This window comes from Actinomycetospora sp. CA-084318, assembly GCF_050955885.1.
Lineage (GTDB): Bacteria > Actinomycetota > Actinomycetes > Mycobacteriales > Pseudonocardiaceae > Actinomycetospora.
On record NZ_CP192098.1, the window covers coordinates 5,881,959 to 5,905,955 of the forward strand.

At 74.0% G+C, this 23,997-nt stretch carries 18 protein-coding genes; 6 read left to right on the forward strand and 12 right to left on the reverse strand.

Annotation, left to right across the window (positions count from 1 at the left end):
• Positions 1-32: 32 nt before the first annotated feature.
• From ACQPYX_RS28830 to ACQPYX_RS28840, 3 genes are read left to right on the forward strand one after another with little or no spacing between them, the layout of a single operon-like run.
• A complete protein-coding gene (locus tag ACQPYX_RS28830; protein ID WP_433800682.1) occupies positions 33-272 on the forward strand; it encodes a hypothetical protein in 240 nt (79 codons plus the stop codon).
• The gene (locus tag ACQPYX_RS28835) at positions 220-1,719 is read left to right on the forward strand and encodes a sensor histidine kinase (RefSeq protein WP_433800683.1); all 1,500 of its coding nucleotides are present in this window, start codon (positions 220-222) and stop codon (positions 1,717-1,719) included. The genes ACQPYX_RS28830 and ACQPYX_RS28835 overlap by 53 nt, the downstream gene beginning before the upstream one ends.
• Complete coding sequence (locus ACQPYX_RS28840) at positions 1,716-2,369, forward strand: response regulator transcription factor (RefSeq protein ID WP_433800684.1); 654 nt, start codon at positions 1,716-1,718, stop codon at positions 2,367-2,369. The genes ACQPYX_RS28835 and ACQPYX_RS28840 overlap by 4 nt, the downstream gene beginning before the upstream one ends.
• A 232-nt stretch (positions 2,370-2,601) precedes the next feature.
• Here the strand turns inward: ACQPYX_RS28840 and ACQPYX_RS28845 are convergent, their stop codons facing one another.
• On the reverse strand, positions 2,602-2,910 hold the full coding sequence (locus ACQPYX_RS28845; RefSeq protein WP_433800685.1) for a hypothetical protein: 309 nt from the start codon (positions 2,908-2,910) through the stop codon (positions 2,602-2,604).
• Positions 2,911-3,059: 149 nt separating this feature from the next.
• Between ACQPYX_RS28845 and ACQPYX_RS28850 the strand changes: the two genes are divergently transcribed.
• Positions 3,060-4,577 (forward strand): MFS transporter, encoded by a 1,518-nt coding sequence (locus tag ACQPYX_RS28850; protein ID WP_433800686.1) that lies wholly within the window; start codon positions 3,060-3,062, stop codon positions 4,575-4,577.
• 85 nt (positions 4,578-4,662) lie between these two features.
• Here ACQPYX_RS28850 and clpB read toward each other — a convergent pair whose 3' ends face one another.
• Positions 4,663-7,257, reverse strand: coding sequence for an ATP-dependent chaperone ClpB (gene clpB, locus ACQPYX_RS28855; RefSeq protein WP_433800687.1), 2,595 nt, complete (start codon positions 7,255-7,257; stop codon positions 4,663-4,665).
• Between the two features lie 234 nt (positions 7,258-7,491).
• Between clpB and ACQPYX_RS28860 the strand changes: the two genes are divergently transcribed.
• Complete coding sequence (locus ACQPYX_RS28860) at positions 7,492-8,943, forward strand: FAD-binding oxidoreductase (protein ID WP_433800688.1); 1,452 nt, start codon at positions 7,492-7,494, stop codon at positions 8,941-8,943.
• A gap of 12 nt (positions 8,944-8,955) precedes the next feature.
• Here ACQPYX_RS28860 and ACQPYX_RS28865 read toward each other — a convergent pair whose 3' ends face one another.
• The 10 genes from ACQPYX_RS28865 to ACQPYX_RS28910 all read right to left on the reverse strand — a co-directional run bounded on the left by ACQPYX_RS28865 (position 8,956) and on the right by ACQPYX_RS28910 (position 21,082).
• Complete coding sequence (locus ACQPYX_RS28865) at positions 8,956-9,396, reverse strand: heat shock protein transcriptional repressor HspR (RefSeq protein ID WP_433803832.1); 441 nt, start codon at positions 9,394-9,396, stop codon at positions 8,956-8,958.
• 56 nt (positions 9,397-9,452) lie between these two features.
• Positions 9,453-10,709, reverse strand: coding sequence for a DnaJ C-terminal domain-containing protein (locus ACQPYX_RS28870; RefSeq protein ID WP_433800689.1), 1,257 nt, complete (start codon positions 10,707-10,709; stop codon positions 9,453-9,455).
• A gap of 61 nt (positions 10,710-10,770) precedes the next feature.
• Positions 10,771-11,445, reverse strand: coding sequence for a nucleotide exchange factor GrpE (gene grpE, locus ACQPYX_RS28875; RefSeq protein ID WP_433800690.1), 675 nt, complete (start codon positions 11,443-11,445; stop codon positions 10,771-10,773).
• 74 nt (positions 11,446-11,519) lie between these two features.
• The gene (gene dnaK, locus ACQPYX_RS28880) at positions 11,520-13,376 is read right to left on the reverse strand and encodes a molecular chaperone DnaK (protein WP_433800691.1); all 1,857 of its coding nucleotides are present in this window, start codon (positions 13,374-13,376) and stop codon (positions 11,520-11,522) included.
• 167 nt (positions 13,377-13,543) lie between these two features.
• On the reverse strand, positions 13,544-14,551 hold the full coding sequence (locus ACQPYX_RS28885; RefSeq protein ID WP_433803833.1) for a C40 family peptidase: 1,008 nt from the start codon (positions 14,549-14,551) through the stop codon (positions 13,544-13,546).
• Positions 14,552-14,637: 86 nt separating this feature from the next.
• A complete protein-coding gene (locus ACQPYX_RS28890; RefSeq protein WP_433800692.1) occupies positions 14,638-15,216 on the reverse strand; it encodes a hypothetical protein in 579 nt (192 codons plus the stop codon).
• A 7-nt stretch (positions 15,217-15,223) separates the two neighbouring features.
• Entirely contained in the window at positions 15,224-17,068 is a 1,845-nt protein-coding gene (locus ACQPYX_RS28895) for a hypothetical protein (RefSeq protein WP_433800693.1), read from the reverse strand.
• Positions 17,065-20,100, reverse strand: a complete 3,036-nt coding sequence (locus ACQPYX_RS28900; protein WP_433800694.1) for an ATP-binding protein — start codon at positions 20,098-20,100, stop codon at positions 17,065-17,067. The genes ACQPYX_RS28895 and ACQPYX_RS28900 overlap by 4 nt, the downstream gene beginning before the upstream one ends.
• Positions 20,081-20,800, reverse strand: a complete 720-nt coding sequence (locus tag ACQPYX_RS28905; RefSeq protein WP_433800695.1) for a hypothetical protein — start codon at positions 20,798-20,800, stop codon at positions 20,081-20,083. The genes ACQPYX_RS28900 and ACQPYX_RS28905 overlap by 20 nt, the downstream gene beginning before the upstream one ends.
• Before the next feature lie 3 nt (positions 20,801-20,803).
• Positions 20,804-21,082 carry a hypothetical protein gene (locus ACQPYX_RS28910; RefSeq protein ID WP_230749969.1) on the reverse strand — a complete coding sequence of 93 codons (279 nt, stop codon included), beginning with the start codon at positions 21,080-21,082 and terminating at the stop codon, positions 20,804-20,806.
• A 428-nt stretch (positions 21,083-21,510) separates the two neighbouring features.
• Here ACQPYX_RS28910 and ACQPYX_RS28915 point away from each other — a divergent pair, with 428 nt between their 5' ends.
• Positions 21,511-23,991, forward strand: a complete 2,481-nt coding sequence (locus ACQPYX_RS28915) for a (Fe-S)-binding protein (RefSeq protein WP_433800696.1) — start codon at positions 21,511-21,513, stop codon at positions 23,989-23,991.
• Positions 23,992-23,997 lie beyond the last annotated feature (6 nt).

Sequence of the window (23,997 nt, forward strand, 5' to 3'; positions counted from 1 at the left end):
ACGCCTCACCCCCGACACCCACGCTCGTCGTCGTGACCCGATCCCGCCTCGCCGCCGCCGCCCTCCTCGTGGCCCTGACCGGTCTCGCCGCCTGCGACACCGCGGGGGCTCCCACGCTGCCCGCCCCGGTCTCGGTGCCCTCCGCGGTGCCGGGGGCACCGCAGGGCGACGGGGACGACGACGGCACGGTCGCCCCGCCGCCGGCCGGACAGGACCAGGATGACGACGGGCCCGACGGGCCCGACGACGACGGGCCGGACGACGACGACTGAGCCCGGTCCGTCGCGGGGGCGGCTCTCCGCCCGGCTCCGGATCGTCGCCTGGGTGCTGCTCGTGGTGCTGGCGAGCCTCGCGGTGGTTACCGTGGTGACCTGGCGGCTGTCGGTGCGCGAGACCGACGCGCGCATGGACGCGGCGCTGCGCACCGAGATCGACGAGTTCACCGGACTCACGGCGAGCGGCCGGGACCCGTCGTCGGGAACGCCCTTCGGCACGGTCGACGCCGTCCTGCAGACCGCGATCACCTACAACCTGGCGCGCCCCAACGAGAAGTTCCTCGGCTACGTGGACGGGGTGTTCCGGTTCCAGAGCCGGCAGGCGAGCCCGGTGCTGCTCTCCGCGGACCCGGCGTTCACCGCGCTCGTCGGCTCGGTCGACGCCCCGACGTCCGGGCGGTACGCGAGCGCGGCGGGCGAGGTGCGCTACCTCGCGGTGCCGGTCAGCCTGGCCGGCGCGCCGGGCCGCGGCGTGCTCGTGGCGGCCTACTTCGCGGACCAGGAGCGGGCGGCCGCCGACGACGCCGCGCTGCTCATGGTGGGCGTCGGCGCGGTCACCGCCCTGCTCGCCGCGGGCGGGGCGTGGTTCGTGGCCGGCCGCATCCTCGCGCCGGTGCGCTCCGTCGCCCGCATCGCCCGGGCGATCACCGAGACCGACCTGTCCGCCCGCATCCGGATCGAGACGGGCCGCGACGAGATGGGGGACCTGGTGGGTGCCGTCAACGCGATGCTCGACCGGCTCGAGGCCGGCGTCGCCGAGCAACGGCGCTTCGTCGACGACGCCGGACACGAGCTGCGCACCCCGATCACGATCGTGCGGGGCCACCTCGAGGTCCTCGACGCGTACGACCCGGACGACGTCCGCGAGGCGGTCGCGCTGGTCGACGACGAACTGGAGCGGATGAACCGCATCGTCGCCGACCTCCTCGTGCTCGCGAAGGCCGAACAGCCGACGTTCGTGCGCCCGGAACCGACCGAGGTCGACGTGCTGGTCGAGGAGACCCTGGCCAAGGCGCGCGGGCTCGGCGACCGGAGCTGGGGCGCCGTGTCGTCCGTGGGTGGCGTCGTCCAGGCCCTCGACGCGCAGCGGATCACCCAGGCACTGCTCGCGCTGGCCGACAACGCGGTGGCGCACACCGGGCCGGCCGACCGCATCGTGCTGGGCGCGTCGATGGAGGGCGGCGTGCTGCGGCTGCGGGTGTCCGACACCGGCCCCGGGGTCGCGCCGGCCGACCGGGACCGCATCTTCGGCCGCTTCGCCCGCGGCTCGGGCGCGCGCCGCACCGAGGGCGCCGGGCTGGGGCTGGCCGTCGTCGCCGCCATCGCCGGCGCGCACGGCGGACGGGTCGAGGTCGCCGACGGCATCGGCGACGGCCGCCCCGGCGAGAGCGGCCCGGGCGCGACGTTCACCCTCGTCGTCCCGTACCGGGCGGAGTGGACGTGAGCAGCATCCTCATCGCGGAGGACGAGCCGCGGATCGCGTCGTTCGTCGAGAAGGGCCTGCGCGGGGCGGGGTTCGCGACGACGGTGGTGGCCGACGGCCCGGCCGCCCGCGACCAGGCGCTGTCCGGGCACTTCGACCTCCTCGTGCTCGACATCGGCCTGCCGGGGATGGACGGGTTCGCCGTGCTGTCGGAGCTGCGCGGGTCGGGGTCGCGGCTGCCGGTGATCGTGCTGACCGCCCGGGACTCGATCACCGACACCGTCGCGGGCCTCGAGGGCGGCGCGGACGACTACATGGCCAAACCGTTCCGGTTCGAGGAACTGCTCGCCCGGGTGCGGCGCCGGCTCGCCGACACGTCGGTCGAGGTGACGGTGCTGCGGCACGGGTCGCTGTCGCTCGACGTGCGGACGCGGCAGGCGACGGTGGACGGGGTGGTCGTCGACCTCTCGGCCCGCGAGTACGTGCTCGCCGAGACGTTCCTGCGCCACCCGGGGCAGGTGCTCTCCCGTGAGCAGTTGCTCTCCCGGGTGTGGGGCTACGACTTCGACCCGGGGTCCAACGTCGTCGACGTCTACGTCCGCTACCTGCGCCGCAAGATCGGCGCCGAGCGCATCGCGACCGTCCGCGGGATGGGGTACCGGCTGGTCTGATCTCCCGCCCCCTCGTGGCAGCGAAGCCCTATCGGCGTGCTCAGCTGGACGTTGCTGTCATCCAGTGGCAGGAATGCCACATCGTGGTGGGCGCATGCTCGGGTGGCGGCGGGCCGTGGCCTGCAGGCCGCCTTGTCGCGCTCTACCGACCGCCACCCGCCACCTCGTCGCAGTGCTTCACGACGACGAGGTGCGAGCGGGCCGGGGGTAGGCCGCGGTAAGGCGCGCCGGGTCAGTCGTCGCGGTCGTCGTCGCGGTCGTCGTCGAGGTCGTCGTCGCGGTCATCCAGGTCGTCCCGGTCGTCGTCCCAGCGGTCGTCGAGGTCGTTCCGGTCGTCGTCCCGGTCGTCCCGGTCATCCAGGTCGTCGTCGACCGGCACCCCGGGCGGCGCGATCGGCTGGTTCTGCGACGCCTCGGTCACGCCCGGCACGGCGACCCCCGCCGGCAGCGGCAGGTCGTCCCCGCCGCTGCAGCCGGAGAGCAGGACGACGCCGGCGGCCGCGAGGCCGAGGACGAGGACGAGCAGGCGGGTACGGGTCACGGTGGTCTCCCGGTGATCGTGGCGGGCACCTCGCCCGCCGTCGTGGACCACTCTCGGAGCGGGCCGTGAGCCCTCCGGGAGACCGCGATGAGGGCGCTCTCATCGCAACAATTTCCTGATTCAGGACCATTCTGTTAGTTTTCAGGACAATGACCGACCGACGCGCCTGGATCGGCCTCGCCGTCCTGGCCCTGCCGACCCTGCTGCTGTCACTCGACATGAGCGTGCTCTACCTCGCCCTGCCGGCGATGAGCGCGGACCTCGACCTCGGGCCCACCGAGCAGCTCTGGGCCATGGACGTCTACGGCTTCATGATCGCCGGGTTCCTCGTCACGATGGGCACGCTCGGCGACCGCATCGGCCGCCGACGGCTGCTGCTCGTCGGCGGAGCCGCGTTCGCGCTCGCCTCCGTCGTGGCGGCCTTCGCCGACTCCGCCGCCACCCTGATCGCGGCGCGGGCCGTGCTCGGCGTCGCCGGTGCGACCCTGATGCCGTCGACGCTCGCCCTGATCAGCACGATGTTCCCCGACCCCCGGGCCCGGGCCACCGCGATCTCGATCTGGATGAGCTGCTTCATGGGCGGCATGACGGTCGGGCCGCTCGCCGGGGGCCTGCTGCTCGAGACGTTCTGGTGGGGCGCGGCGTTCCTGCTCGGCGTCCCGGTCATGGTCGTCCTGCTGATCGCCGGTCCGCTGCTCCTCCCCGAGGCCCGCGACGAGGCCGCTGGTCGCCTCGACCTCGCGAGCGTCGCGCTCTCCCTCGCCACCGTCCTGCCCGTCGTGTACGCCCTCAAGGAGTTCGCGACGACGGGGCCGGACGCCCGCTCCGTCGGCGCGCTGGCGGTGGGCCTCCTGCTCGGCGCGGTGTTCGTCCGCCGTCAGCTGCGCCTCGACGACCCGCTGCTCGACCTGCGGTTGTTCCGCCGCCGCGCCGTGGCGGGGGCGCTCGGCGTGAACCTCGCGGCCGGCGTCGTCATGGCGGGCACGTTCCTGCTGGCCACGCAGTGGTTCCAGCTCGTCGCCGGGCTGTCGGTGCTCGAGGCCGGCCTGATCCTGGCGCCGCTGCAGCTCGCGATGATCGTCGCGACGCTCGCCGCGCCGCGGTTCGCCGGCCGGTTCCGGCCGGCGCACGTGGTGGCGGCCGGCCTGCTGCTCGGTGCCCTGGGGCTGACGGTGCTCACCGGGCTCGCGGCGGACAGCTCGCCGTGGCTGCTGGTCGGCGCCTTCCTGCTCACCTCGATGGGGGTCGCCGCACCCGCCGCGCTCGGCACCGACCTCGTGGTCGGGTCGGTGCCCCCGGAGAAGGCGGGCTCGGCGGGCGCGCTGTCCGAGACCAGCGGCGAGATGGGCATCGCGCTCGGCGTCGCGACGCTCGGCAGCCTCGCCGCCGTCGTCTACCGCTCGACGCTCGCGCTGCCCGCGACGACGCCGGCGCCCACGGCGGACGCCGCCCGACAGAGCCTCGAGGCCGCCGCCGGCACCGGGGTCCCCGACGTCGTCGCGGCCGCGCAGAGTGCCTTCACCACGGGTCTCGTGACGACCGCCGGGGTCGGCGCCGCCTTCTTCGCCGTGCTCGCGGCGGTCGCGGTGTGGGCCCTGCGTGCCGTCCCGCCGATCACCTCGTCGCCCGACGAGACCGCGCGGGACGGCGAACCCGTCGCAGCGTGAGGGGAGGATCCGCGCCTCCCACCCGCGTGAGGGCTCCCCTCACGCGGGTGGGGCGGGCGAATCCTCCCCTCACGGCTCCCGACGATCAGGCCCGCGACACCGTCAGCGCGCCCGCGCCCTGGTCGGCGTCCTTGTCGAGGTCGACCCGCACGGAGTCGCCCTCCCGCACCTCGCCGCCCAGCAGCTCCCGGGCGAGCTGGTCGCCGATTGCCGACTGCACCAGCCGACGCAGCGGCCGCGCCCCGTAGAGCGGGTCGAACCCCTGCAGGGCCAGCCACTCCTTCGCGGCGTCCGAGACGTCGAGCGACAGCCGGCGCCCGGCCAGCCGCGACGCGAGCCGGCCGATCTGGATGTCGACGATCGAGGTGAGCTCCTCGGTCGAGAGCGCGTGGAACACGACGACGTCGTCGAGCCGGTTGAGGAACTCCGGCTTGAACGAGCGCCGCACCACGTCCATGACCTTGTCGCGCCGGCCCGCGTCGTCGAGCGAGCTGTCCATGAGCGCGGCCGACCCCAGGTTCGAGGTCAGCACCAGGATGGTGTTGCGGAAGTCGACCGTGCGGCCCTGGCCGTCGGTCAGCCGCCCGTCGTCGAGCACCTGCAGCAGCACGTCGAACACGTCCGGGTGGGCCTTCTCGACCTCGTCGAGCAGCACCACCGCGTACGGCCGACGCCGCACGGCCTCGGTGAGCTGGCCGCCCTGGTCGTACCCGACGTAGCCGGGGGGCGCCCCGACGAGCCGGGCGACCGAGTGCTTCTCGCCGTACTCGCTCATGTCGATGCGGATCATGGCCCGCTCGTCGTCGAACAGGAACGCGGCGAGCGCCTTGGCCAGCTCCGTCTTGCCGACGCCCGTGGGGCCGAGGAACAGGAAGGAGCCGGTCGGACGATCGGGGTCGGAGATCCCCGCGCGGGTGCGGCGCACGGCGTCGGACACCGCCCGCACCGCCTCGGTCTGGCCGACCACACGGCGACCGAGCTCGTCCTCCATGCGCAGCAGCTTCTGGGTCTCGCCCTCGAGCAGGCGTCCGGCGGGGATGCCGGTCCAGGCGGACACGACGTCGGCCACGTCGTCGGGACCGACCTCCTCCTTGAGCATCACCGGCCCGGCCGCCGTCGTCGCGGCCTCCGCCTCGGCGAACTGCTTCTCGACGGCGGGGATGTCCCGGTAGCGCAGGCGGGCGACGGTCTCGTAGTCGCCGTCGCGCTCGGCCCGGTCGGCCTCCCCGCGCAGCGACTCGAGCCGCTCCTTGAGGTCGCGGATCGAGTTGATCGAGTCCTTCTCGCCCTGCCACCGGGCGGTGAGCGCCGACAGCTCCTCGCGCTTCTCCGCGAGCTCGGCGCGCAACGCCCCCAGCCGCTCGACCGACGCGGCGTCGGACTCCTTGGCGAGGGCCATCTCCTCGATCTCGAGGCGGCGCACCGCGCGCTCCACCTCGTCGATCTCCACCGGCCGGGAGTCGATCTCCATGCGCAGGTGCGAGGCGGCCTCGTCGACGAGGTCGATGGCCTTGTCCGGCAGGAACCGCGCGGTGATGTAGCGGTCGGAGAGCGCAGCCGCGGCGACCAGGGCGGCGTCGGTGATGCGGACGCCGTGGTGCACCTCGTAGCGCTCCTTGAGCCCGCGCAGGATGCCGACCGTGTCCTCCACGGACGGCTCCCCGACGAGGACCTGCTGGAAGCGGCGCTCCAGCGCGGGGTCGGACTCGATGTGCTTGCGGTACTCGTCGAGCGTGGTCGCCCCGACCATGCGGAGCTCGCCGCGGGCCAGCATCGGCTTGATCATGTTGCCGGCGTCCATCGCGGACTCGCCCGTGGCCCCCGCGCCGACGATCGTGTGCAGCTCGTCGATGAACGTGATGACCTGGCCGGCGGAGTCGGTGATCTCGCCGAGCACGGCCTTGAGCCGCTCCTCGAACTCACCGCGGTACTTCGCCCCGGCGACCATCGAGCCCAGGTCGAGCGCGACCACGCGCTTGTCGCGCAGCGACTCCGGGACGTCGCCCGCGACGATCCGCTGGGCGAGGCCCTCGACGATCGCGGTCTTGCCCACGCCGGGCTCGCCGATCAGCACCGGGTTGTTCTTGGTCCTGCGGGAGAGGACCTGCACGACGCGGCGGATCTCCGCGTCGCGCCCGACGACCGGGTCGAGCTTGCCGGAGCGGGCGCGCTCGGTGAGGTCCTGCCCGTACTTCTCGAGGGCCTGGAAGGTGCCCTCCGGGTCGGGCGAGGTGATGCGGGCGGAGCCGCGGACCTTGCTGAACGCCTCCTGCAGGGCCTCCGGCGTCGCGCCGTGGCGGGTGAGGACCTGCGCGGTGCGGCCTCCGGCCGCGGCCAGCCCGACGAGCAGGTGCTCGGTGGAGACGTACTCGTCGCCGATGTCGGCCGCGAGCTGCTGGGCGTGCGCGAGCACCCGGGCCGAGTCGCCGTCGAACTGCGGGGCGGCCACGTTCGACCCGGTGGCGCTCGGCATGGAGGTGATCAGCCGCTCGGCCTCCGCGCGCACGGCGTCGGGGTCGGCCGACACGGCGCGCAGCAGCGGCAGCGTGATGCCGTCGGTCTGGTCGAGCAGGGCGACGAGGAGGTGCGCCGGCGACACCTGCGGGTGACCGGACGCGGTGGCGGCGCGGACCGCGGCGGACACCGCCTGCTGGGTCCGGGTCGTCGGCGAGAAGTCCATCGGGGCTGGCCTTTCGGGCTGAGGGTGGTCGAGAGGTGACGCTCGCTGGATCCAACCTACGCGAAGTTGAGCGCATTCCGCTCAAGTCTGCGAATTCTTGTCGTGTTCGTACCGCCGCGATGTCGCCCACAGTGACGACATGGCGCCAGTTCGCCGTGTCTCGGCACGCTCTGTCATGATGCTCTCGACTCGGGCGAGGGACGGGACCTCGCCGGGGGCGAGGAGGGAGTCGGCATGTCGGCGGAACCGGCCGAGCCGATCGGCCCAGCGGGACGCGGTCGTCGTCCCGACGACGGCTCCGTGCCCGCCGCCGCGCACCCGCCGGAGGCCCCGCGCCGCCCGGCCCGGGCGCTGCGCCTCGTCCCCACCGCCACGCGCCCCGCCGCCTCGACGCTCGCCACCTCGGTCATCCCCGCCGCTGCGCCCGCCACCGGCGCGACCACGGCGCTCGTCGCCCCGGTCACGGTGCCGCCCCCCACCGCACCGTTGAGGGCCGCGGACCCGACCCCGCAGCCCGTCGCACCCGGCGTCGGCACCGCCACGACCACCACCGACCTGACCGTCGTGCGGGCCGCCGAGGCCGTGCGCACCGCCTGGTCGCGGCTCGTCGGCGCCGAGGCCGAGGTCGCCCACTGGTTCGGCGCCCTGCTGTTCAGCCTGGCTCCCGCCCTGCGCGGCCACTTCCCCGCCCAGGCCGACCCCGCCGCCCGCCGACTGCTCCGCGCGACCATCGGTGCGATGTCCGCCGTCGACCGGCCCGCCGACCTCACCGCCGCGATCCCGCCGCTGGCGCGCGAACTGCGCGCCCTCGGCCTCGACGCGGCCGCCGACGAGCCGCTCGGCGTCGCCCTGGTCGGTGCCGTCCGGCGCTTCGCCGGGGACGACTGGGCGCCGGACGCGGACGCCGCGTGGTGCCGGGCCTTCTCGCTGGCCACCCGCCCGGCCCGCGTCGCCGTGGCCGCGCTGCCCGGGGTCGTCGGCGCCACGGTGGTCAGCCACCGCCGCCTGAGCTGGGACCTCGCCGTGGTCGAGGTCGAGCCGGACGTGGCGGTCGACTTCCGGCCCGGGCAGTCGGTCACGGTCGAGATCCCGCAGCGGCCGCGGATGTGGCGACACCTGACGCCGGCCGGGGCGCCCCGGGCGGACGGGCGCCTCGAGTTCCACGTGCGGGCCGTCGACGGCGGGTGGGTGAGCCGCTCGCTGGTGGCGCACAGCCGCGTCGGCGAGCGGTGGCGCATCGGCCCCGCCGAGGGCGGGATCGTCGTCGACCCGGGCGCCGAGCGGGAGCTCCTGCTCGTCGCGGGCGGCACCGGCGCCTCGGTGGCGCTGGCGCTGTGCGAGGAGCTCGTCGGCCAAGCGGCAGCCGGGGTGGACGTCCGACCCACCACCGTCGTGGTCGGCGGCCGGACGCCGGAGGACCTGCACACCCTGGACCGCTTCGCCGACCTCGCCGTCGGGGAGCCGTGGCTCGCGGTCGTCGGGGCGTGCGAGTCGGACCCGCTCGACACCGAGCTGGCCCCGGGCACCGTCGTCGAGGCGGTGAGCCGGTCGGGTCCGTGGCTGGACCACGACGTGGTGGTCGCCGGCTCGCCGGCGATGATCCGGGCGACCACGGCGGCCCTGCTCGTCGACGGCACGCCCCTGGACCGCATCCACTACGACCCCTTCACCGACGACGAGGCCTGAGCGCGCCCGCCGTCACTCCTGGCCCGGGTCGTCCGGTGCCGGCCGGCGGCGCTGCCACACCACCACCGACTGCGTCCGGCGCACCGGCAGGAGGTCGCCCGAGCGCCCGGCCTGCTCGGCCAGGGCCTGCAGCCGGGTCTGGCTGCGGGCGAGCTCGTCGGTGACCTCGGCGAGCCGGTCGGTGAGCTGGTCGACCTCGCGCTCGAGCTCGATGATCCGCTTGATGCCGGCGAGGTTGACGCCCTCCTCCTGGGAGAGCCGCTGCACCTCGCGCAGCAGCGCGATGTCGCGCACCGAGTAGCGCCGGCCACCACCACTGGCACGGCCGGGGCTGACCAGGCCGATCCGGTCGTAGGACCGCAGCGTCTGGGCGTGCATGCCGGAGAACTCGGCCGCGATCGAGATGACGAACACCGGGGTGTCCTCGTCGGCCCACGGCGGGAGTCCGGGGATGGCGGAGTCGGCGCGCGGGGCACGACGGGCGCCCTGCGAGCCCGTGTCCCCGCCGCTCACGACGCCGCTTCCTTGTCCGCGTGGGCCCGGTCGGCCCGCTCGGTGAGGTGCGCCCGCGGATCGTGGTCGGCGGTGGCGCGCGCGTACGCGTCGAGGGCGTCGCTCGCCTCGCCCGACAGCCGGGCGGGCACCGCCAGCTCGAGGGTGACCAGGAGGTCGCCCGTGCGGTCCTTGCGCTTCACCCCGCGGCCCCGGACGCGCAGCGTGCGTCCGGCCGAGCTGCCCGGCGGCACCTTCAGCGAGATCCGGCCGTCGAGGGTCGGCACGGTGACGGTGGCGCCCCGCACCAGCTCCGGGTAGGTCACGGGCAGGGAGAGCGTCAGGTCGTCGGGGTTCTTCGCCGAGCGACCGAACACGGCGTCGGCGCTGACGTGCACGATCACGTACAGGTCGCCGGACGGGCCGCCGGCGGGCCCCGGCTGGCCCTTGCCGGCCAGTCGGATGCGCTGGCCGTCCTCCACCCCGGCGGGCACCCGGATCGTCAGGGTGCGCGGGCGGGAGCTGACGCCGTCGCCGCCGCACTCGGGGCACGGCTCGTCCACGAGGTGGCCCGTGCCGCGGCAGTCCGGGCACGGCTCACTGAAGGCGAAGGCGCCCTGGCTGCGGGACACCAGACCCGCGCCGCCGCAGCGGGTGCACGTGCGCGGCGCGGTGCCGGGCTTGGCGCCCGATCCGTCGCAGGTGCCGCAGGTCATCGGGGAGGTCAGGCGCAACGGCAGCGTCGCACCGTTCACGGCCTCCGCGAAGTCGATCCGGACCTCGGTCTCCACGTCGGCGCCGCGGCGCTGGCGGGGCACGCCGCCGAAGCCGCCCACCCCGCCGCCCATGCCGCCGGTGGGATCGGTGGCGGTACCGCCGCCCATCCCGCCCATGCCGCCGAAGATGCCGCCGAGCAGGTCGCCCAGACCGCCGGCACCCCCACCGCCGCCACGGCCGGCGCTGCCGAACAGGTCCTCGAAGCCGCCGCTCTGGCCGCCCCCGGACCGGCCGCCGCCGAAGCCCCCGAAGCGACCGCCCGCGAAGAGCGTGCGGGCCTCGTCGTACTCCTTGCGCTTGGCCGCGTCGGACAGGACGCCGTAGGCCTCGCCCGCCGCCTTGAACTTCGCCTCGGCCCGGGTGTCGCCGGGCTTGGCGTCGGGGTGGTTCTCCCGCGCGATCTTGCGGTAGGCCTTCTTGATCTCGTCGGCCGAGGCGTCCTTCGCGACGCCGAGCTCACGGTAGAAGTCCTTCTCGAGCCAGTCGCGATTGCTCAACGGTCTCTCCCTCCTCCCGTGAACCCGGCGTCGGCCGGGACGTGCCCACTCTGCTCCATCGTCAGGCGGAGCCGGAACCGCCGGTTCCGCTGTCCGCCGTCACCGCGTCCGGGTCGTGGTCGGTGACCTCGACCATCGCCGGCCGCAGCACCTTCTCGCCGAAGCGGTAGCCGCGGCGCATCACCGTGGTGACCGTCGGCCCCTCGACCTCGGCGGACGTCGCGCTGGCGACCGCCTCGTGCACCGAGGGGTCGAACGCGTCACCGACCTCGCCGAAGCCCGCGAGCCCGCTCCGGTTGAGCGTCTCGGTGAGCCGGTCGGCCACGACCTTGAACGCGCCCGTGAGGTCGCCGTGCTGCCGGGCCCGCTCGACGTCGTCGAGCACCGTCAGCAGCTCCCCGGCCACCTGGGCCTTCGCGCCGTTCACGGTGGCCTCGCGGTCGCGCTCCACCCGGCGGCGGTAGTTCGCGTACTCCGCCGAGAGCCGCTTGAGGTCCTCGGTGCGCTCCTCGAGGTCGGTGCGCAGCCGGGTCAGCTCGGGGTCGGCCGCGACGCCGTCGGCGGTCTCGGCGGCCCCGTCGGCCGACGTGGGCGTGCCGCCCACGGCCGCGTCCGGCACCTCGACACCCTCGGTCGACGCCACGGGGTTGCCGCCCGGGCCGTCCGACCCGGCGCCGAACTCCTCCTGGTGGTCCTCCACCGACACGTCCTCACGGACGTCCGTCGGGTCCTGCACGATGGCCTCCTCCTGGAGTCCACCGCGCCCGGCCACGCGGGCCGGGCGCGGTACCCGTCGTCGGTCTGTCGGACTTACTTCTTGTCGTCGTCGACGATCTCGGCGTCGACGACGTCGTCGTCGGCCGCACCGCCCGCGGCCCCGGCTCCCGCCGCACCGCCGGCCGCGCCCGCGGCACCGCCCTCGGACTGCGACTGGGCGTAGATCGCCTGGCCGAGCTCCTGCGAGTCGGTGGCGAGCTTCTCCACCGCGGACTTGATCGTCTCGGTGTCGTCGCCCTCGAGGGCCTTCTTCAAGTCGTCGAGCGAGCCCTGGACCTTGTCCTTGGTCTCGGCCGGCACCTTGTCGGCGTTCTCGGAGAGGACCTTCTCGGTCTGGTGGACCAGCGACTCCGCCTGGTTGCGGGTCTCGGCCTCCTCGCGGCGCTTGCGGTCCTCGTCGGCGTGCGCCTCCGCGTCGGAGACCATGCGGTCGATCTCCTCCTTGGACAGGGCCGACCCGCCGGTGATCGTCATGGCCTGCGACTTGCCGGTGCCCTTGTCGACCGCGGACACGTTGACGATGCCGTTCGCGTCGATGTCGAAGGTGACCTCGATCTGCGGCACGCCCTGCGGGGCCGGGGGCAGCCCGGTCAGCTCGAACATGCCGAGCTTCTTGTTGTAGGCCGCGATCTCGCGCTCGCCCTGGAACACCTGGATCTGCACCGACGGCTGGTTGTTCTCCGCGGTGGTGAACACCTCCGACTTCTTGGTCGGGATCGTGGTGTTCTTCTCGATCAGCTTGGTCATGACGCCGCCCTTGGTCTCGATGCCCAGGGACAGCGGCGTCACGTCGAGCAGCAGGACGTCCTTGACGTCACCGCGCAGCACACCGGCCTGCAGCGTCGCGCCCACGGCGACGACCTCGTCCGGGTTGACGCCCTTGTTGGGGTCCTTGCCGCCGGTGAGCTCCTTGACGAGCTCGGTGACGGCGGGCATGCGGGTCGAGCCACCGACCATGACGACGTGGCTGATCTGCCCGATCGAGATGCCGGCGTCCTTCACGACCTGGTTGAACGGCTGACGGCAGCGGTCCAGCAGGTCGGAGGTGATCCGCTGGAACTCCGAGCGCGAGAGCGTCTCGTCGAGGAACAGCGGGTTCTTGTCGGCGTCGACCGTGATGTAGGGCAGGTTGATGCTGGTCGACGACGAGCTGGACAGCTCGATCTTGGCCTTCTCGGCCGCCTCGCGGAGCCGCTGCATGGCCATCTTGTCCTTGGACAGGTCGATGCCCTGCGAGCTCTTGAACTTGTCGACGAGCCAGCTGATGATCCGCTCGTCCCAGTCGTCGCCGCCGAGGTTGTTGTCGCCGTTGGTGGCGCGCACCTCGACCACACCGTCGCCGATGTCGAGCAGCGAGACGTCGAACGTGCCGCCGCCGAGGTCGAAGACCAGGATCGTCTGCTCGTCCGAGCCCTTCTCCAGCCCGTAGGCGAGGGCGGCCGCGGTCGGCTCGTTGACGATGCGGAGCACGTTGAGGCCCGCGATCTGGCCGGCCTCCTTGGTGGCCTGGCGCTGCGCGTCCTCGAAGTAGGCGGGGACGGTGATCACCGCGTCGGTGACCTCCTCGCCGAGGTAGGACTCGGCGTCGCGCTTGAGCTTCATCAGCGTGCGGGCGCTGATCTCCTGCGCGGTGTACTTCTTGCCGTCGATCTCGGTGGTCCAGTCGGTACCCATGTGCCGCTTGACCGACCGGATCGTGCGGTCGACGTTGGTGACGGCCTGGTTCTTGGCCGACTGTCCGACGAGGACGTCGCCGTTCCGGGCGAAGGCGACCACCGACGGGGTGGTCCGGCTGCCCTCGGAGTTGGCGATGACCGTGGGCTCGCCACCCTCGAGGACCGCGACCACGGAGTTGGTGGTGCCGAGGTCGATGCCGACCGCTCGCGCCATGTCTGTTGACTCCTTCCAGGAGCTCGAAAAACTCGTCCGTGAGCCCGTCGCGCTCAAGTCTACCGATCCCCGCTGCGGACGGCGAGCCGGGGATGAGCCCGAGACGCTCAACTTGCTCTCGTCCGGCACAACGAGTCGGTCACGGGACTTGTTCCCGGTCGGCTCAACTATGCCCGGGGTGCCGTACCCGGTCGGGTGGCCAGCGGAACCAGGCCCTTCTCCGACCAGCTCACCGAGCGGGTGCCGAGCGGCACGCCCGTCTGCTGGGCCTCCATCATCTTCCCGTCGCCGAGGTAGAGCGCGACGTGGTGGATGGTGTCCGGGTCCGAGGTGTCGTAGGCCCAGAACAGCAGGTCGCCGGGCTGCGCCTGCGCCACCGGGACGTGCGCGCCGGCCCCGTACTGGTCCCGCGAGACCCGCGGCAGGACGATGCCCGCGGCCTGGAACGCCCGGAGCATGAGCCCGGAGCAGTCGTAGCTCGACGGGCCCGTCGCGCCCCACACGTAGGGCTTGCCGGTCTCGCGGGTCGCGAACTCGATGGCGGTGCGGGCGACGCCGGGCGGGAGGGCGGTGGCGACCCCGGCGGTCGGGCCCTCGGCGCACGGCCGGATCGCGCCCTGGACGCCGGCGAGGTCGCTGACCAGCGACGCGGCCAGCGGCTCCCACTTCGCGTAGGCGTTCGGGAACGCCGAGCGCTGCACGATCTGCGCGGCCCGCGTCACCGGCATGTCCGCCCAGCCCGGGACCGCGAGCAGGCGGGTGAGGAAGGTGCGGGTGGCGTAGACCGGGTCGCGCACCTGGGCCGGGGTGCCCCAGCCCTGGCTCGGTCGCTGCTGGAACACGCCGAGGGAGTCGTGGTCGACGGCGACGTCGATGCCGACCACGCCCATCTGCGACTCCTGCATCGCGGTCGCCAGCGCCACCACCCAGGCCCGCGGCGGCGCCTGCATGCCCTTGGCGACCCCGATGATCGTCCCCGCCGTGTCGCGCTGGACCTGGTCGAGGTCCGCCCCGGTGCGCGGGACGCCCCGGGCCGCCCGGCCCGCGCCCGCGTCGCAGGTGCCCGCCGCGTCCGGGTCGCCGCCGCCGGTGAACTGCCCGACGACGAGCAGACCCATCATCAGGACGACGACGAGCCCGACCGCGAGCACGCCGACCGGGACGAGCAGGCGCAGGAAGCGCAGGCGGACCGGGAGCCGCGGGAGCCGGGGCGGTCGGGGCGGGCCGCCCTGGTCGGGGGGACGGAGGAGCGTCGTCACGGTCAGCCCGCCCGGTCGTAGCCGGACACCCGCCAGTCGCCCGACCCGGTCCGCACCAGCAGCAGCTGCAGGGTCACGGCGTCGGTCGGCACCTCGACGCGCAGGGAGTCGGGCCGTACCTCGATCGCCCGCGGCGGGCCGGTCACCCGGGTGCCGGGCACGTTCGCGGGGTCGACCTCGGCGAGCGTCGGCAGGTACTCGTCGGTGGTGTAGGGCCGGAGCCGGTCGCTCCACTGCGCCGACGTGGTCCCCGGCGGGTGGTCGGCCCAGGCGGTGACCCAGCGCTGCGCGACGCCGAGCGCGGCCGGGGGCGCCGCGGACAGCGGCAGGGTGGTCGGGGTGAGCTCGGGGGGCGCGGACGCGGGCGGGCCGACGGTCACGGTCGGCGCCTCGGGCACGGGCCCGAGCGCGGTGCCGGAGCCCGACGACGCCGGGGACAACCAGCCCGAGAGGGTCGTGATCCCGAGGACGAGCACCGCGGCGACGGCGAGCACCAGCGCGAGCCGTGCGGGGCTGTGCAGCGGCCACTCCCACAGGGCGCGGTAGGCCCCCGAGCGGCCGCGCCGGGTCCGGATCGGCACGTCCGCGCTACCCCCCGTCGCCCCGCGGCTCGGGGGTCACGCGACTCTCCAGCACCCGCCCCTCGACGACGGGGCCGCTCCCGCCGCCCGCGCCGGCGCGGCGGGCGGACGGCCGGTAGATCCGCTGCGCCGGCGCGCCGTCGACCTCCACGACGCGGGGTGCCCCCGCGGGCAGCGCCGGTCGGGCGGCGTCGATCTCGCGGCGCGGCGTCCCCGGCGACGGGTCGGGCCGCACCACCTCGGACTCCACGTGCACGGTGCGGGTCCGCGCGGCGCGCTCGGTGACCGGGTCGGTCTCCTCCGGGCGGATCCGCGTCCCCTGCGAGTGGCGCTCGGCCCGCTCGCCCCACCACGAGTTCTCGCGACGGTCGGGGCCGCCGAGCCGACCGAGGGCGCGGCCGATCGCGCCGTTCCCGGTCGCCGGCAGGAACCCGCCGACCTGTTCCCGGGTCAGCGACACCATCGAGGTCAGGCGCCGGAACGGCCGGGACACCGCCCAGAGGATGACGGTGACGACGCCGGTGACCAGCAGCGCGAGCCACGTGTCCACCCCGCTGCCGGGCCGGAAGAGCGAGATGACCATCAGCGAGTGCAGCCCGGCCAGGGCCCCGACGAGCAGCGTGTTGACCAGCGCCGCCCCGCCGACCCGCAGCATCGCGGGCAGCACCTCCGGGCGCAGCAGCGCCACCACGGCCAACGCGGGCGCCACCATCACCAGCAGCCGGATCATGAGCATCGAGACCAGGATCAGGACCTTGCTCATCAGCTGGAACAGCCCGATGCAGGCGGCCTGGACGAGCGCGAGCACCCCGGCCCCGACCCGCGAGCCGGACCGGCCCTGGAAGTAGGAGTAGCGGTCCCCGACCCGATTGGCGACGTCGGTGAACTGCGCTTTCTTGGCGTCCGCCTGCGCCTGGCCGTCCTGGCCGGTCGCGACCTCCACCTTGGAGAAGGTCTGCGCGTCCAGCAGCGGCCGTCCGAGATCCCGGGCCTGGGGCACGTCGGCCGACCCGAACTCACCGCGCAGCCAGTTCGAGTAGACGATCTGGTCGGAGAGCACCGTCGGCAGCGTGTTCTGGTCGCCGACGCCGACCTGGCGCAGGAACCCCTGCTGCATCGCCGTGACGCCGTCGAGGAGCACGCCGTCGAGCGCCCGGGACCACTGGATCGGCGCCGCGTACGCCCCCGCCGCGAGGCCGAGCGCCAGCACCGCCACGAACCCGCGGCGTGCCTGCTGGGAGAGCTCCCCGCGCAACGCGAGGAGCAGGAGGATCGCGGCGAGCGCCGCCAGCGCGACCCCGACCCACGTCGTGAAGACCGCCTCGTACATGGCGCGGGTGCCGGTCTGGATGACCTGGTCGAGCGGCGTGAGCAGGCTCGAGCCGCGGGCGATCAGGTAGTGCGCCCAGTTCACGCCTCCGACGACGAGCTTCGCGACGTTGAAGACCTGGTTGCCCAGCCACGTGTCGGTCGCCGCCGCCGGGTCGCGCGCGCCGCCCGGGCCGCAGCCGAGGTCGTAGGTCCACCAGACCTGCCCCGCGTAGCCGACCTCGTCGTACACCGACCCGGGCACGCCGACCCCGATCGGCGCCGGGTCGAGCGAGCCGACGAGCCCGGTGCCGGGCCGGTCGGGGTCGGGCGGCGCCTTGCAGTCGAACGCCTGCGCCGAGGCCGTCCCCCCGATCACGGCGAGCCCCGCCACCAGCGAGCCCACGACGAGGACCGAGCGCAGCCGCCCCCGTCGGGCACGACCCGGCGTCAGGAAGGGGTCCCGGCGGGGCCGGCCCGCCCGGCGCCAGCCGATGACGACGGCCGCGGCGATGATGCCGAGGACGAGCACGGCACCGCTCACCCGTCGCCGCCCCAGCCGGACGACCGCGCGGCGGGCACGCCGTCCTCGGCCCCGGGCTCGTCGGGGTCCGGCTCCGGCGGCGTCCGGGGACCGTCGTCGACGGGCAGCCGCGCGCGGGGGGCGTCGGGGGCCGGGGCCGGCGGCAGGTGGGCGCGCTGGGCGTTCGGGTTGGTGTCGAGCGCCGTGCGCAGGTGGCCGAGGTGCTCGCCCTCCAGGTCGACGCGGATCTTCTCGACGCCGCCGTGGCCGTCGGAGAAGACGAACTGGCGCGGGGTGTCGTCGGGCCGGTCGTCCTGCGCGGCGGCCGTCGGGCGCGGGGAGAGCGTCCCGAGCATCTCCTCGTACCCGACGTCGGTGGGCACCCGGAGCAGCCGCAGCGCCTCCGCCTGGGCCTCGGCGTCGTCCGTCCGCCCGACGAACACGGCGTCCACCAGCGAGGCGAACCCCGGCACACGGAGCAGGTCGCCCGCGAGCTGCGAGGCGAACAGCGCGCGGACGTTGAACTTGCGGGAGTCGCGGGCGAGGCGGTCGATGAGCACCTTGCCGGTGGGGATCTGCGACAGGAAGTGGGTCTCGTCGAGCGCCACGCCCTTCCGCAGGTCGCGGTCGGCGGTGTAGACGGTGCGCTGCGTGAGCCACGACGCGAGGTTCAGCAGCTCGACGGCGAGCGACTCGCCGTCGGTCCACTCCTCGCGCGGGCTGCCGGGCCGGGGCAGCGACATCCCCTGCATCGTCAGGACGGTGAGGCGGTAGTCCTCGTCGAGGACGCCCGGGTCGCCGACGGGGCTCTCGTCCGGGCCGCGCGGGTCCTCCGGGTCGAGGGTGCGCTCCGGGAACAGCAGCGCGGCCTGCGGCAGCTCACGGCGCTCCTCGAGGAAGTCGGCGACGACGTCGGCGTGCTCCTCGCCCTCCCGCGCGTGGCGGCGCAGTGTGGCGATGACCTGGCCGGGGTCGCGGTGCTGCCCGCCGCCCACCTCGCGGACCGCCCGCAGCAGCACGATCCGGGTGTGCGGCAGGCGCGCGACGTCGTAGGGCAGCAGCCCGGTGAGCACGTCGAGCACCAGCCGACGGCGGGTGGCCGCGGCCAGCGACCGCTCGCGGCGCCAGGCCTTCTCCGGGTCGTCCTCGTCGAGGAAGTGCTCCCGGCGGGGCTCGGCGACGACGCGGTACGGGTTGAGGATGCCGGGGTCGGCGCCGAGCAGGTGGATGTGGCGGGAGAAGGGGGCGAGCTCCGGCACCCGGGTCAGCGCCGCGAGCGGGCCCGACGGGTCGAGCACGGTCCACCGCGCCCCGGCGCGCAGCGTCTTGTAGACCATCAGGCCGGTCAGGAACGACTTGCCGGAGCCGAGGCCGCCGACCACCGCCGTGAGGCCCGAGGCGCGGCGGACCTCCTGCGCCATCCACGGGTCCCAGGCCACCGGACGACGGGTCGCGGTGCAGGTCTCGCCGAGCAGCACGCCGCGCCGGTCGCCGACGCTCGCCGACGCGGCCGGCACCCCGGCCGCGACCCAGGTGACGGAGCCGCGGCGCCGGTAGGCCGTCGAGGCGAGCGGCTCGCCGGGGATGAACTCGCGGGCGTAGGCGTACTGCGCCTCGGGGTGCTCGAGGGCGACACGGGGCCGGTAGAGGTCGAGCAGCTGCTGGGCGCGGGTGAGGGTCTCGGCCTCGTCGCGACCGGCCACCGCGACCCGCCACCAGCCGTAGACCCGCGTGTTGAGCTGGGTCAGCCCGCCGGAGAGCTCGTCCTCGATCTGCAGCACCCGGTCGGCCTGGCGCTCCAGCGACATCGGCGGGTCGAGGTCGTGGTCGTGGGTGTAGTGCCGGATCTGGCTGCGCACCTTGCCCATCTGGCGCTGCAGCTCCCCCGACACCTCCTCGGGGCGGCGGACGTAGATCCGCGCCGACCACTCCACCGGGAACGGGAGGCGGTCGCTGCGCTGCATCCAGGGGTCGTCGGCCTCGGGGATGCGCAGCGAGTCCATCAGCCCGACCGAGAGCACCGCCACGTGGCGGGACACCGGGTGCAGGCCCTGACGTCCCTCGACCTGCACCGTCGGGGCGTAGGGCTCCTGGTGCATGGACACGCCGTCGGTGAACGCGGCGAGGTCCTCGGTCTCCCAGGCCGTGCCCGGCTCCGCGCTGACGTGCTGCGGCGCGGGCAGCCCGAGCGCGCACGAGCGGTGCATCAGCCAGGCCATGTCCTCGGCCGTGCACGGCACGCCGTCCAGCCCGGGCCCGCCGACCAGGGCGTCGACGTGCGCGATCTCGGTCTCCAGCGCCGTGAGCTCGGCGTTCGCCGCGCTCGGCAGCACCCGGTGCAGCACCGGCGCCGCCGTCTCCAACCAGCGGTCGACCACCGAGCGGCCCGAGACCTCGACGCCGAGGAACACCTCCTTGTCGGCCATCGACAGGCCCATCAGGTGGTGCTGCTCGCCGGTGACGAACTCCTCCCAGGACAGCGCCCCGGGCACGTCGGGCAGCCGGCCCGGCGAGTTGCGGTCGAACGCCTCCGCCCACCGGGCGACCGGGAACGGCCGGCTCGTCACGCGCAGGTGCACCCAGCGACCCTGCAGCTCGCCGAGCTGCGTGGCGATCCGTCGGATCAGCGACTCGCGCTGCGGGTCGGACCGGAAGCTCCAGGGCTGGGCGGCCAGCCGGTACCACGCGGTGACGGTGGAGCCGGTGCGCGCGATGTTGCCGTCGATCGAGCGCAGCGCGATCGCGGAGCGGTACCCGGGCGCGGCCGAGGCACCCGCCAGCGACCGGCCGCGGCGCGTCGCCCTCGGGCGCGGCCGTCGCAGCCCGGTCGGCTCCGCGGGGGCGGGCGTCTCGATGCGGTCGGGGTCGAGCGGCCGGTCGTCCGCCGGCGCGGGGTCCTCCCGGTCGACGGGCACGACCTCCGCCGGGGCGGCCGGGAAGCCCCCCGGGAACGTGCCCCAGCCGGCGTCGGCGGTGGTGTCGGGGTCGGGCTCGCGGGCCTCGGGCCAGGGCGCGCGGCGGCCCCACCCGCCGTCAGGACCTCCCCGGCGCACCGTCGCCCTCCCCGTCCGTGCTCCCGTCCGTCCTGCCGGCTGCGTCCCGTCCGGTCGCCCCCGGTCCGTACCGCCGCGGCGATCCCGACGACGGGTCGCGGCGCGGGCGGTCCGCCCGGCGTGCCCGGACCCGCACGATGCCGTCCGGGTCGGTCTCCGGCGTGGCGGCGGTGCCGGCGGGCGTGGCCCGCCGGGTCGGGGCCGTGCCGCCGCGCGTGGTCCACGACCGCTTCGTGCGCTTCGGACGCCTCGGGCGCCGACGTGCCGGTCGCGCGGGGGCGTCGTCACGGACCGCCATCGCGGCGTGCGGGTCGGTGCGACCCGGCGGCAGGGCCGCGCGCGGGCGGGCCGGCTCGATGGCGACGTGCCCCGCGCTGACGGTGCTGCCCGCGCCGCGCGTGCGGCGCCGGGGTCCGCGCACCTCGTGCCAGAACAGGGTGAGCCACTCGAGGAGCGGCCGGTCCTCGTTGATCCGCTTGCTGACGAACCGCACCACCACGACGGTGATCAGCAACGCCCAGGCCACCGAGAAGAACCCGATCTCGATGCCGAGGCGGCGCTGCACGAACATCACGACGATCATGACGATGAGGCCGACGCCGTAGCTCGAGTAGCGGGCGCGCCACGGGAAGGTCGCCCGCGGGGGGCCGAGCCAGACGGCGTCGACCCGGTACACGTCGTCGTCGGTGCGGATCTGCACCCGTTACCCCGTGATCAACTGGGCCAGGAACTGCCCGACCGCCGGGCCGTTGCCGGAGACCGCGATGCCGAGGGCCACCAGCCCCACGAGCAGGCCGACGCCGCGTCGCGCCACCCCCGCGTTGTCGCCGCGGCCGCCGATCCACAGCATGATCACGGCGATCCCGAGCAGGAGCAGCGGGACGATGTTGTCGCGGATCCAGCCCTGCAGGCCGTTCGTCCCCAGACCCTGTGCGGTGATCTGGGTGTCGAGGAGGTGCGAACCCAGGATCGTGAGGGTCATGCGGAGGTCCTCCCGGACGGTGGCGTGCTGGTTCGGGGTCGGCCGGTCTCGACCGGTTGAGTAAACACGGCGGGCGCACGGGTCGGTACCCCCGGTGGTGCCGTACCGCGACCACGCTGAGCCGTGGGTGTCACCGGCGTCCTCCGACGTCGTAGGCCATCGTGGCGTGCCGGTGCGGACAACGGGGGGATGATCGCTCGCACGGGCGTCGCGCGTGTCGCGTCACCCCACCGGAGAGTGACGTCGGGTCCGTCTGGTTACCGGTGAGTAGAACCTCACCCGGCTCGTCGGGCCGGGTGTCGGCACCAGCCGTTACAGTCCCCCTTGATCCGGGTAGGCGGCGCGACCACCACGCAGCGCGTCCGCAGGCCCGCCTGAACGTGACGGATCCTGCGCCGAGCCGCAGCGGTCCGCGGGGAGGTCTCACCGTGCTCGTCCGATTGATCCTGGGTCTCGCCCTGACCCTGGCCGTGGGGGTGATCGCCGCCCGCCGCGCGTGGTGGCTGTACAGCCTCATCAAGTCCGGGCAGCCCGACGCCAAGCGCTCCGAGGGCCTCGGCGCCCGGTTGCGCACCCAGATCGTGGAGGTGGCGGGCCAGCGCAAGCTGCTGCGCTGGTCGATCCCCGGTCTCGCCCACCTCTTCACGATGTGGGGCTTCGTCATCCTGCTGACGGTCTACATCGAGGCCTACGGCGCCCTGTTCGTCGAGGACTTCCACATCCCGCTGATCGGGCGCTCGCCGATCCTGGGCTTCCTCCAGGACTTCATCGCCGTGATGGTGCTGCTCTCGATCATCACGTTCGGGATCATGCGCGTGCAGCAGGACCCGGAGCGCAAGCAGCGGTCGTCGCGCTTCTACGGCTCGCACACGTCCGGCGCGTGGATCGTGCTCTTCCTGATCTTCAACGTGATCTGGACGCTGTTCGCCTTCCGCGGCACCTCCTCCGCGGCCGGCAACCTGCCCTACGAGTCCGGCGCCTGGGTCTCGATCGCGGTGGGCCAGCTGTTCACCGGCCTCTCCCCGACGACGCTGTTCGTCCTCGAGACGATCTTCCTGCTGCTGCACATCGGGGTGGCGCTGGTCTTCCTGGTGCAGGTGCTCTACTCCAAGCACCTCCACATCTTCATCGCCCCGATCAACGTCGCCGCCAAGCGGCTGCCGAAGGCCCTCGGCCCGCTGCAGCCGATCGAGTACGACGGCAAGCCGATCGACTTCGAGGACCCGCCCGAGGAGGCCTCGTTCGGTCGCGGCAAGATCGAGGACTTCACGTGGAAGGGCATGCTCGACTTCGAGACGTGCACCGAGTGCGGCCGCTGCCAGTCGCAGTGCCCCGCGTGGAACACCGGCAAGCCGCTGTCGCCGAAGCTGCTGATCATGGACCTGCGCGACCACATGCTCGCGAAGGCGCCGTACATGATCGGCGGCAAGGACATGCCCGACGGCGGGGGCATCGACTGGGACGCGGGCCTCGCCAAGAACGAGCACGGCGGCCACGGCGTGCCGGAGTCCGGCTACGAGCGCCACACCGGCACCGACGACATCCAGGCCGCGCGTCCGCTGGTCGGCACCGCCCAGCAGCTCGGGGTCATCGACCCCGAGGTCCTCTGGTCCTGCACCACCTGCGGCGCCTGCGTCGAGCAGTGCCCGGTGGACATCGAGCACGTCGACCACATCGTCGACATGCGTCGCAACCAGGTGATGATCGAGTCCGAGTTCCCCGGTGAGCTCGGCGTGCTCTTCCGCAACCTGGAGAACAAGGGCAACCCCTGGGGCCAGAACAACTCCAACCGCATGGACTGGGCGAAGGACCTCCCCTTCGAGGTGCCCGAGTTCGACGGCGAGCTGTCCCCGGAGACCGAGTACCTGTTCTTCATCGGCTGCGCCGGCGCGTTCGACGACAACGCGAAGAAGACCGTGCGGGCCACCGCGGAGCTGCTGCACATCGCGGGCGTGAACTACACGGTGCTCGGCAAGGAGGAGAGCTGCACCGGTGACCCGGCGCGGCGCTCGGGCAACGAGTTCCTCTTCCAGATGATGGCGATGCAGACCAAGGAGATGCTGGACACGGTCTTCGAGGGCCGCGAGCCCGGCACCCGCAAGATCGTCACCACCTGCCCGCACTGCATGAACACGCTCGGGCGCGAGTACCCGCAGCTCGACGGCCACTACGAGGTCGTCCACCACACCCAGCTGCTCAACCAGCTGGTCCGGGAGAAGAAGCTCATCCCGGTCGCCCCGGAGTCCTCGCCGGTGCCGCAGGCCAAGCTCGACATCAACCCGTCGACCAACCTGCAGTACAAGGGTCCGCAGGCCGACGGCACCGAGCGCGGCCTGGTCACCGCCAACGGGCACTCGACGGGTGGGCACCCGGACGACCAGGCGGCGCCGGCCTCCGAGGTCGTGTCCTCCAACGGGTCGTCCAACGGCCACACGAACGGGTCGTCGAACGGCCACGGCCCGAAGACCGTGACCTACCACGACCCCTGCTACCTGGGTCGGCACAACGAGGTCTACACCCCGCCGCGTGAGCTGGTGGAGGCCGCGGGCGCGGTGCTCAAGGAGATGCCGCGCCACGCCGACCGGGCGCTGTGCTGTGGTGCCGGTGGTGCGCGCATGTGGATGGAGGAGAACATCGGCAAGCGCATCAACATGGAGCGCGTCGACGAGGCCATCTCCGTCGAGCCGGACGTCATCGCGTCGGGCTGCCCGTTCTGCCGCGTGATGCTCACCGACGGGCTCACGGAGCGCCAGAGCGAGGCCAAGGCCGTCGGCACCGAGGTCATGGACGTCTCACAGATGCTGCTGGCCGCGGTGAAGCGCGGGCAGCCGGCCGACGGGGACAAGCCGGGCGAGTCCGACCCGGCCACCACCGCCACCTCGGCGAACGTGCAGAACCCGGCGGAATAGCCCTCC

Bases quoted from the DNA above. Each gene is read 5' to 3' on its own strand.
- dnaK (WP_433800691.1), bottom strand. From the start codon at position 13,376: ATGGCGCGAGCGGTCGGCATCGACCTCGGCACCACCAACTCCGTGGTC.
- ACQPYX_RS28835 (WP_433800683.1), top strand. From the start codon at position 220: ATGACGACGGGCCCGACGGGCCCGACGACGACGGGCCGGACGACGACG.
- ACQPYX_RS28910 (WP_230749969.1), bottom strand. From the start codon at position 21,082: ATGACCCTCACGATCCTGGGTTCGCACCTCCTCGACACCCAGATCACC.
- ACQPYX_RS28850 (WP_433800686.1), top strand. From the start codon at position 3,060: ATGACCGACCGACGCGCCTGGATCGGCCTCGCCGTCCTGGCCCTGCCG.
- ACQPYX_RS28860 (WP_433800688.1), top strand. From the start codon at position 7,492: ATGTCGGCGGAACCGGCCGAGCCGATCGGCCCAGCGGGACGCGGTCGT.
- clpB (WP_433800687.1), bottom strand. From the start codon at position 7,257: ATGGACTTCTCGCCGACGACCCGGACCCAGCAGGCGGTGTCCGCCGCG.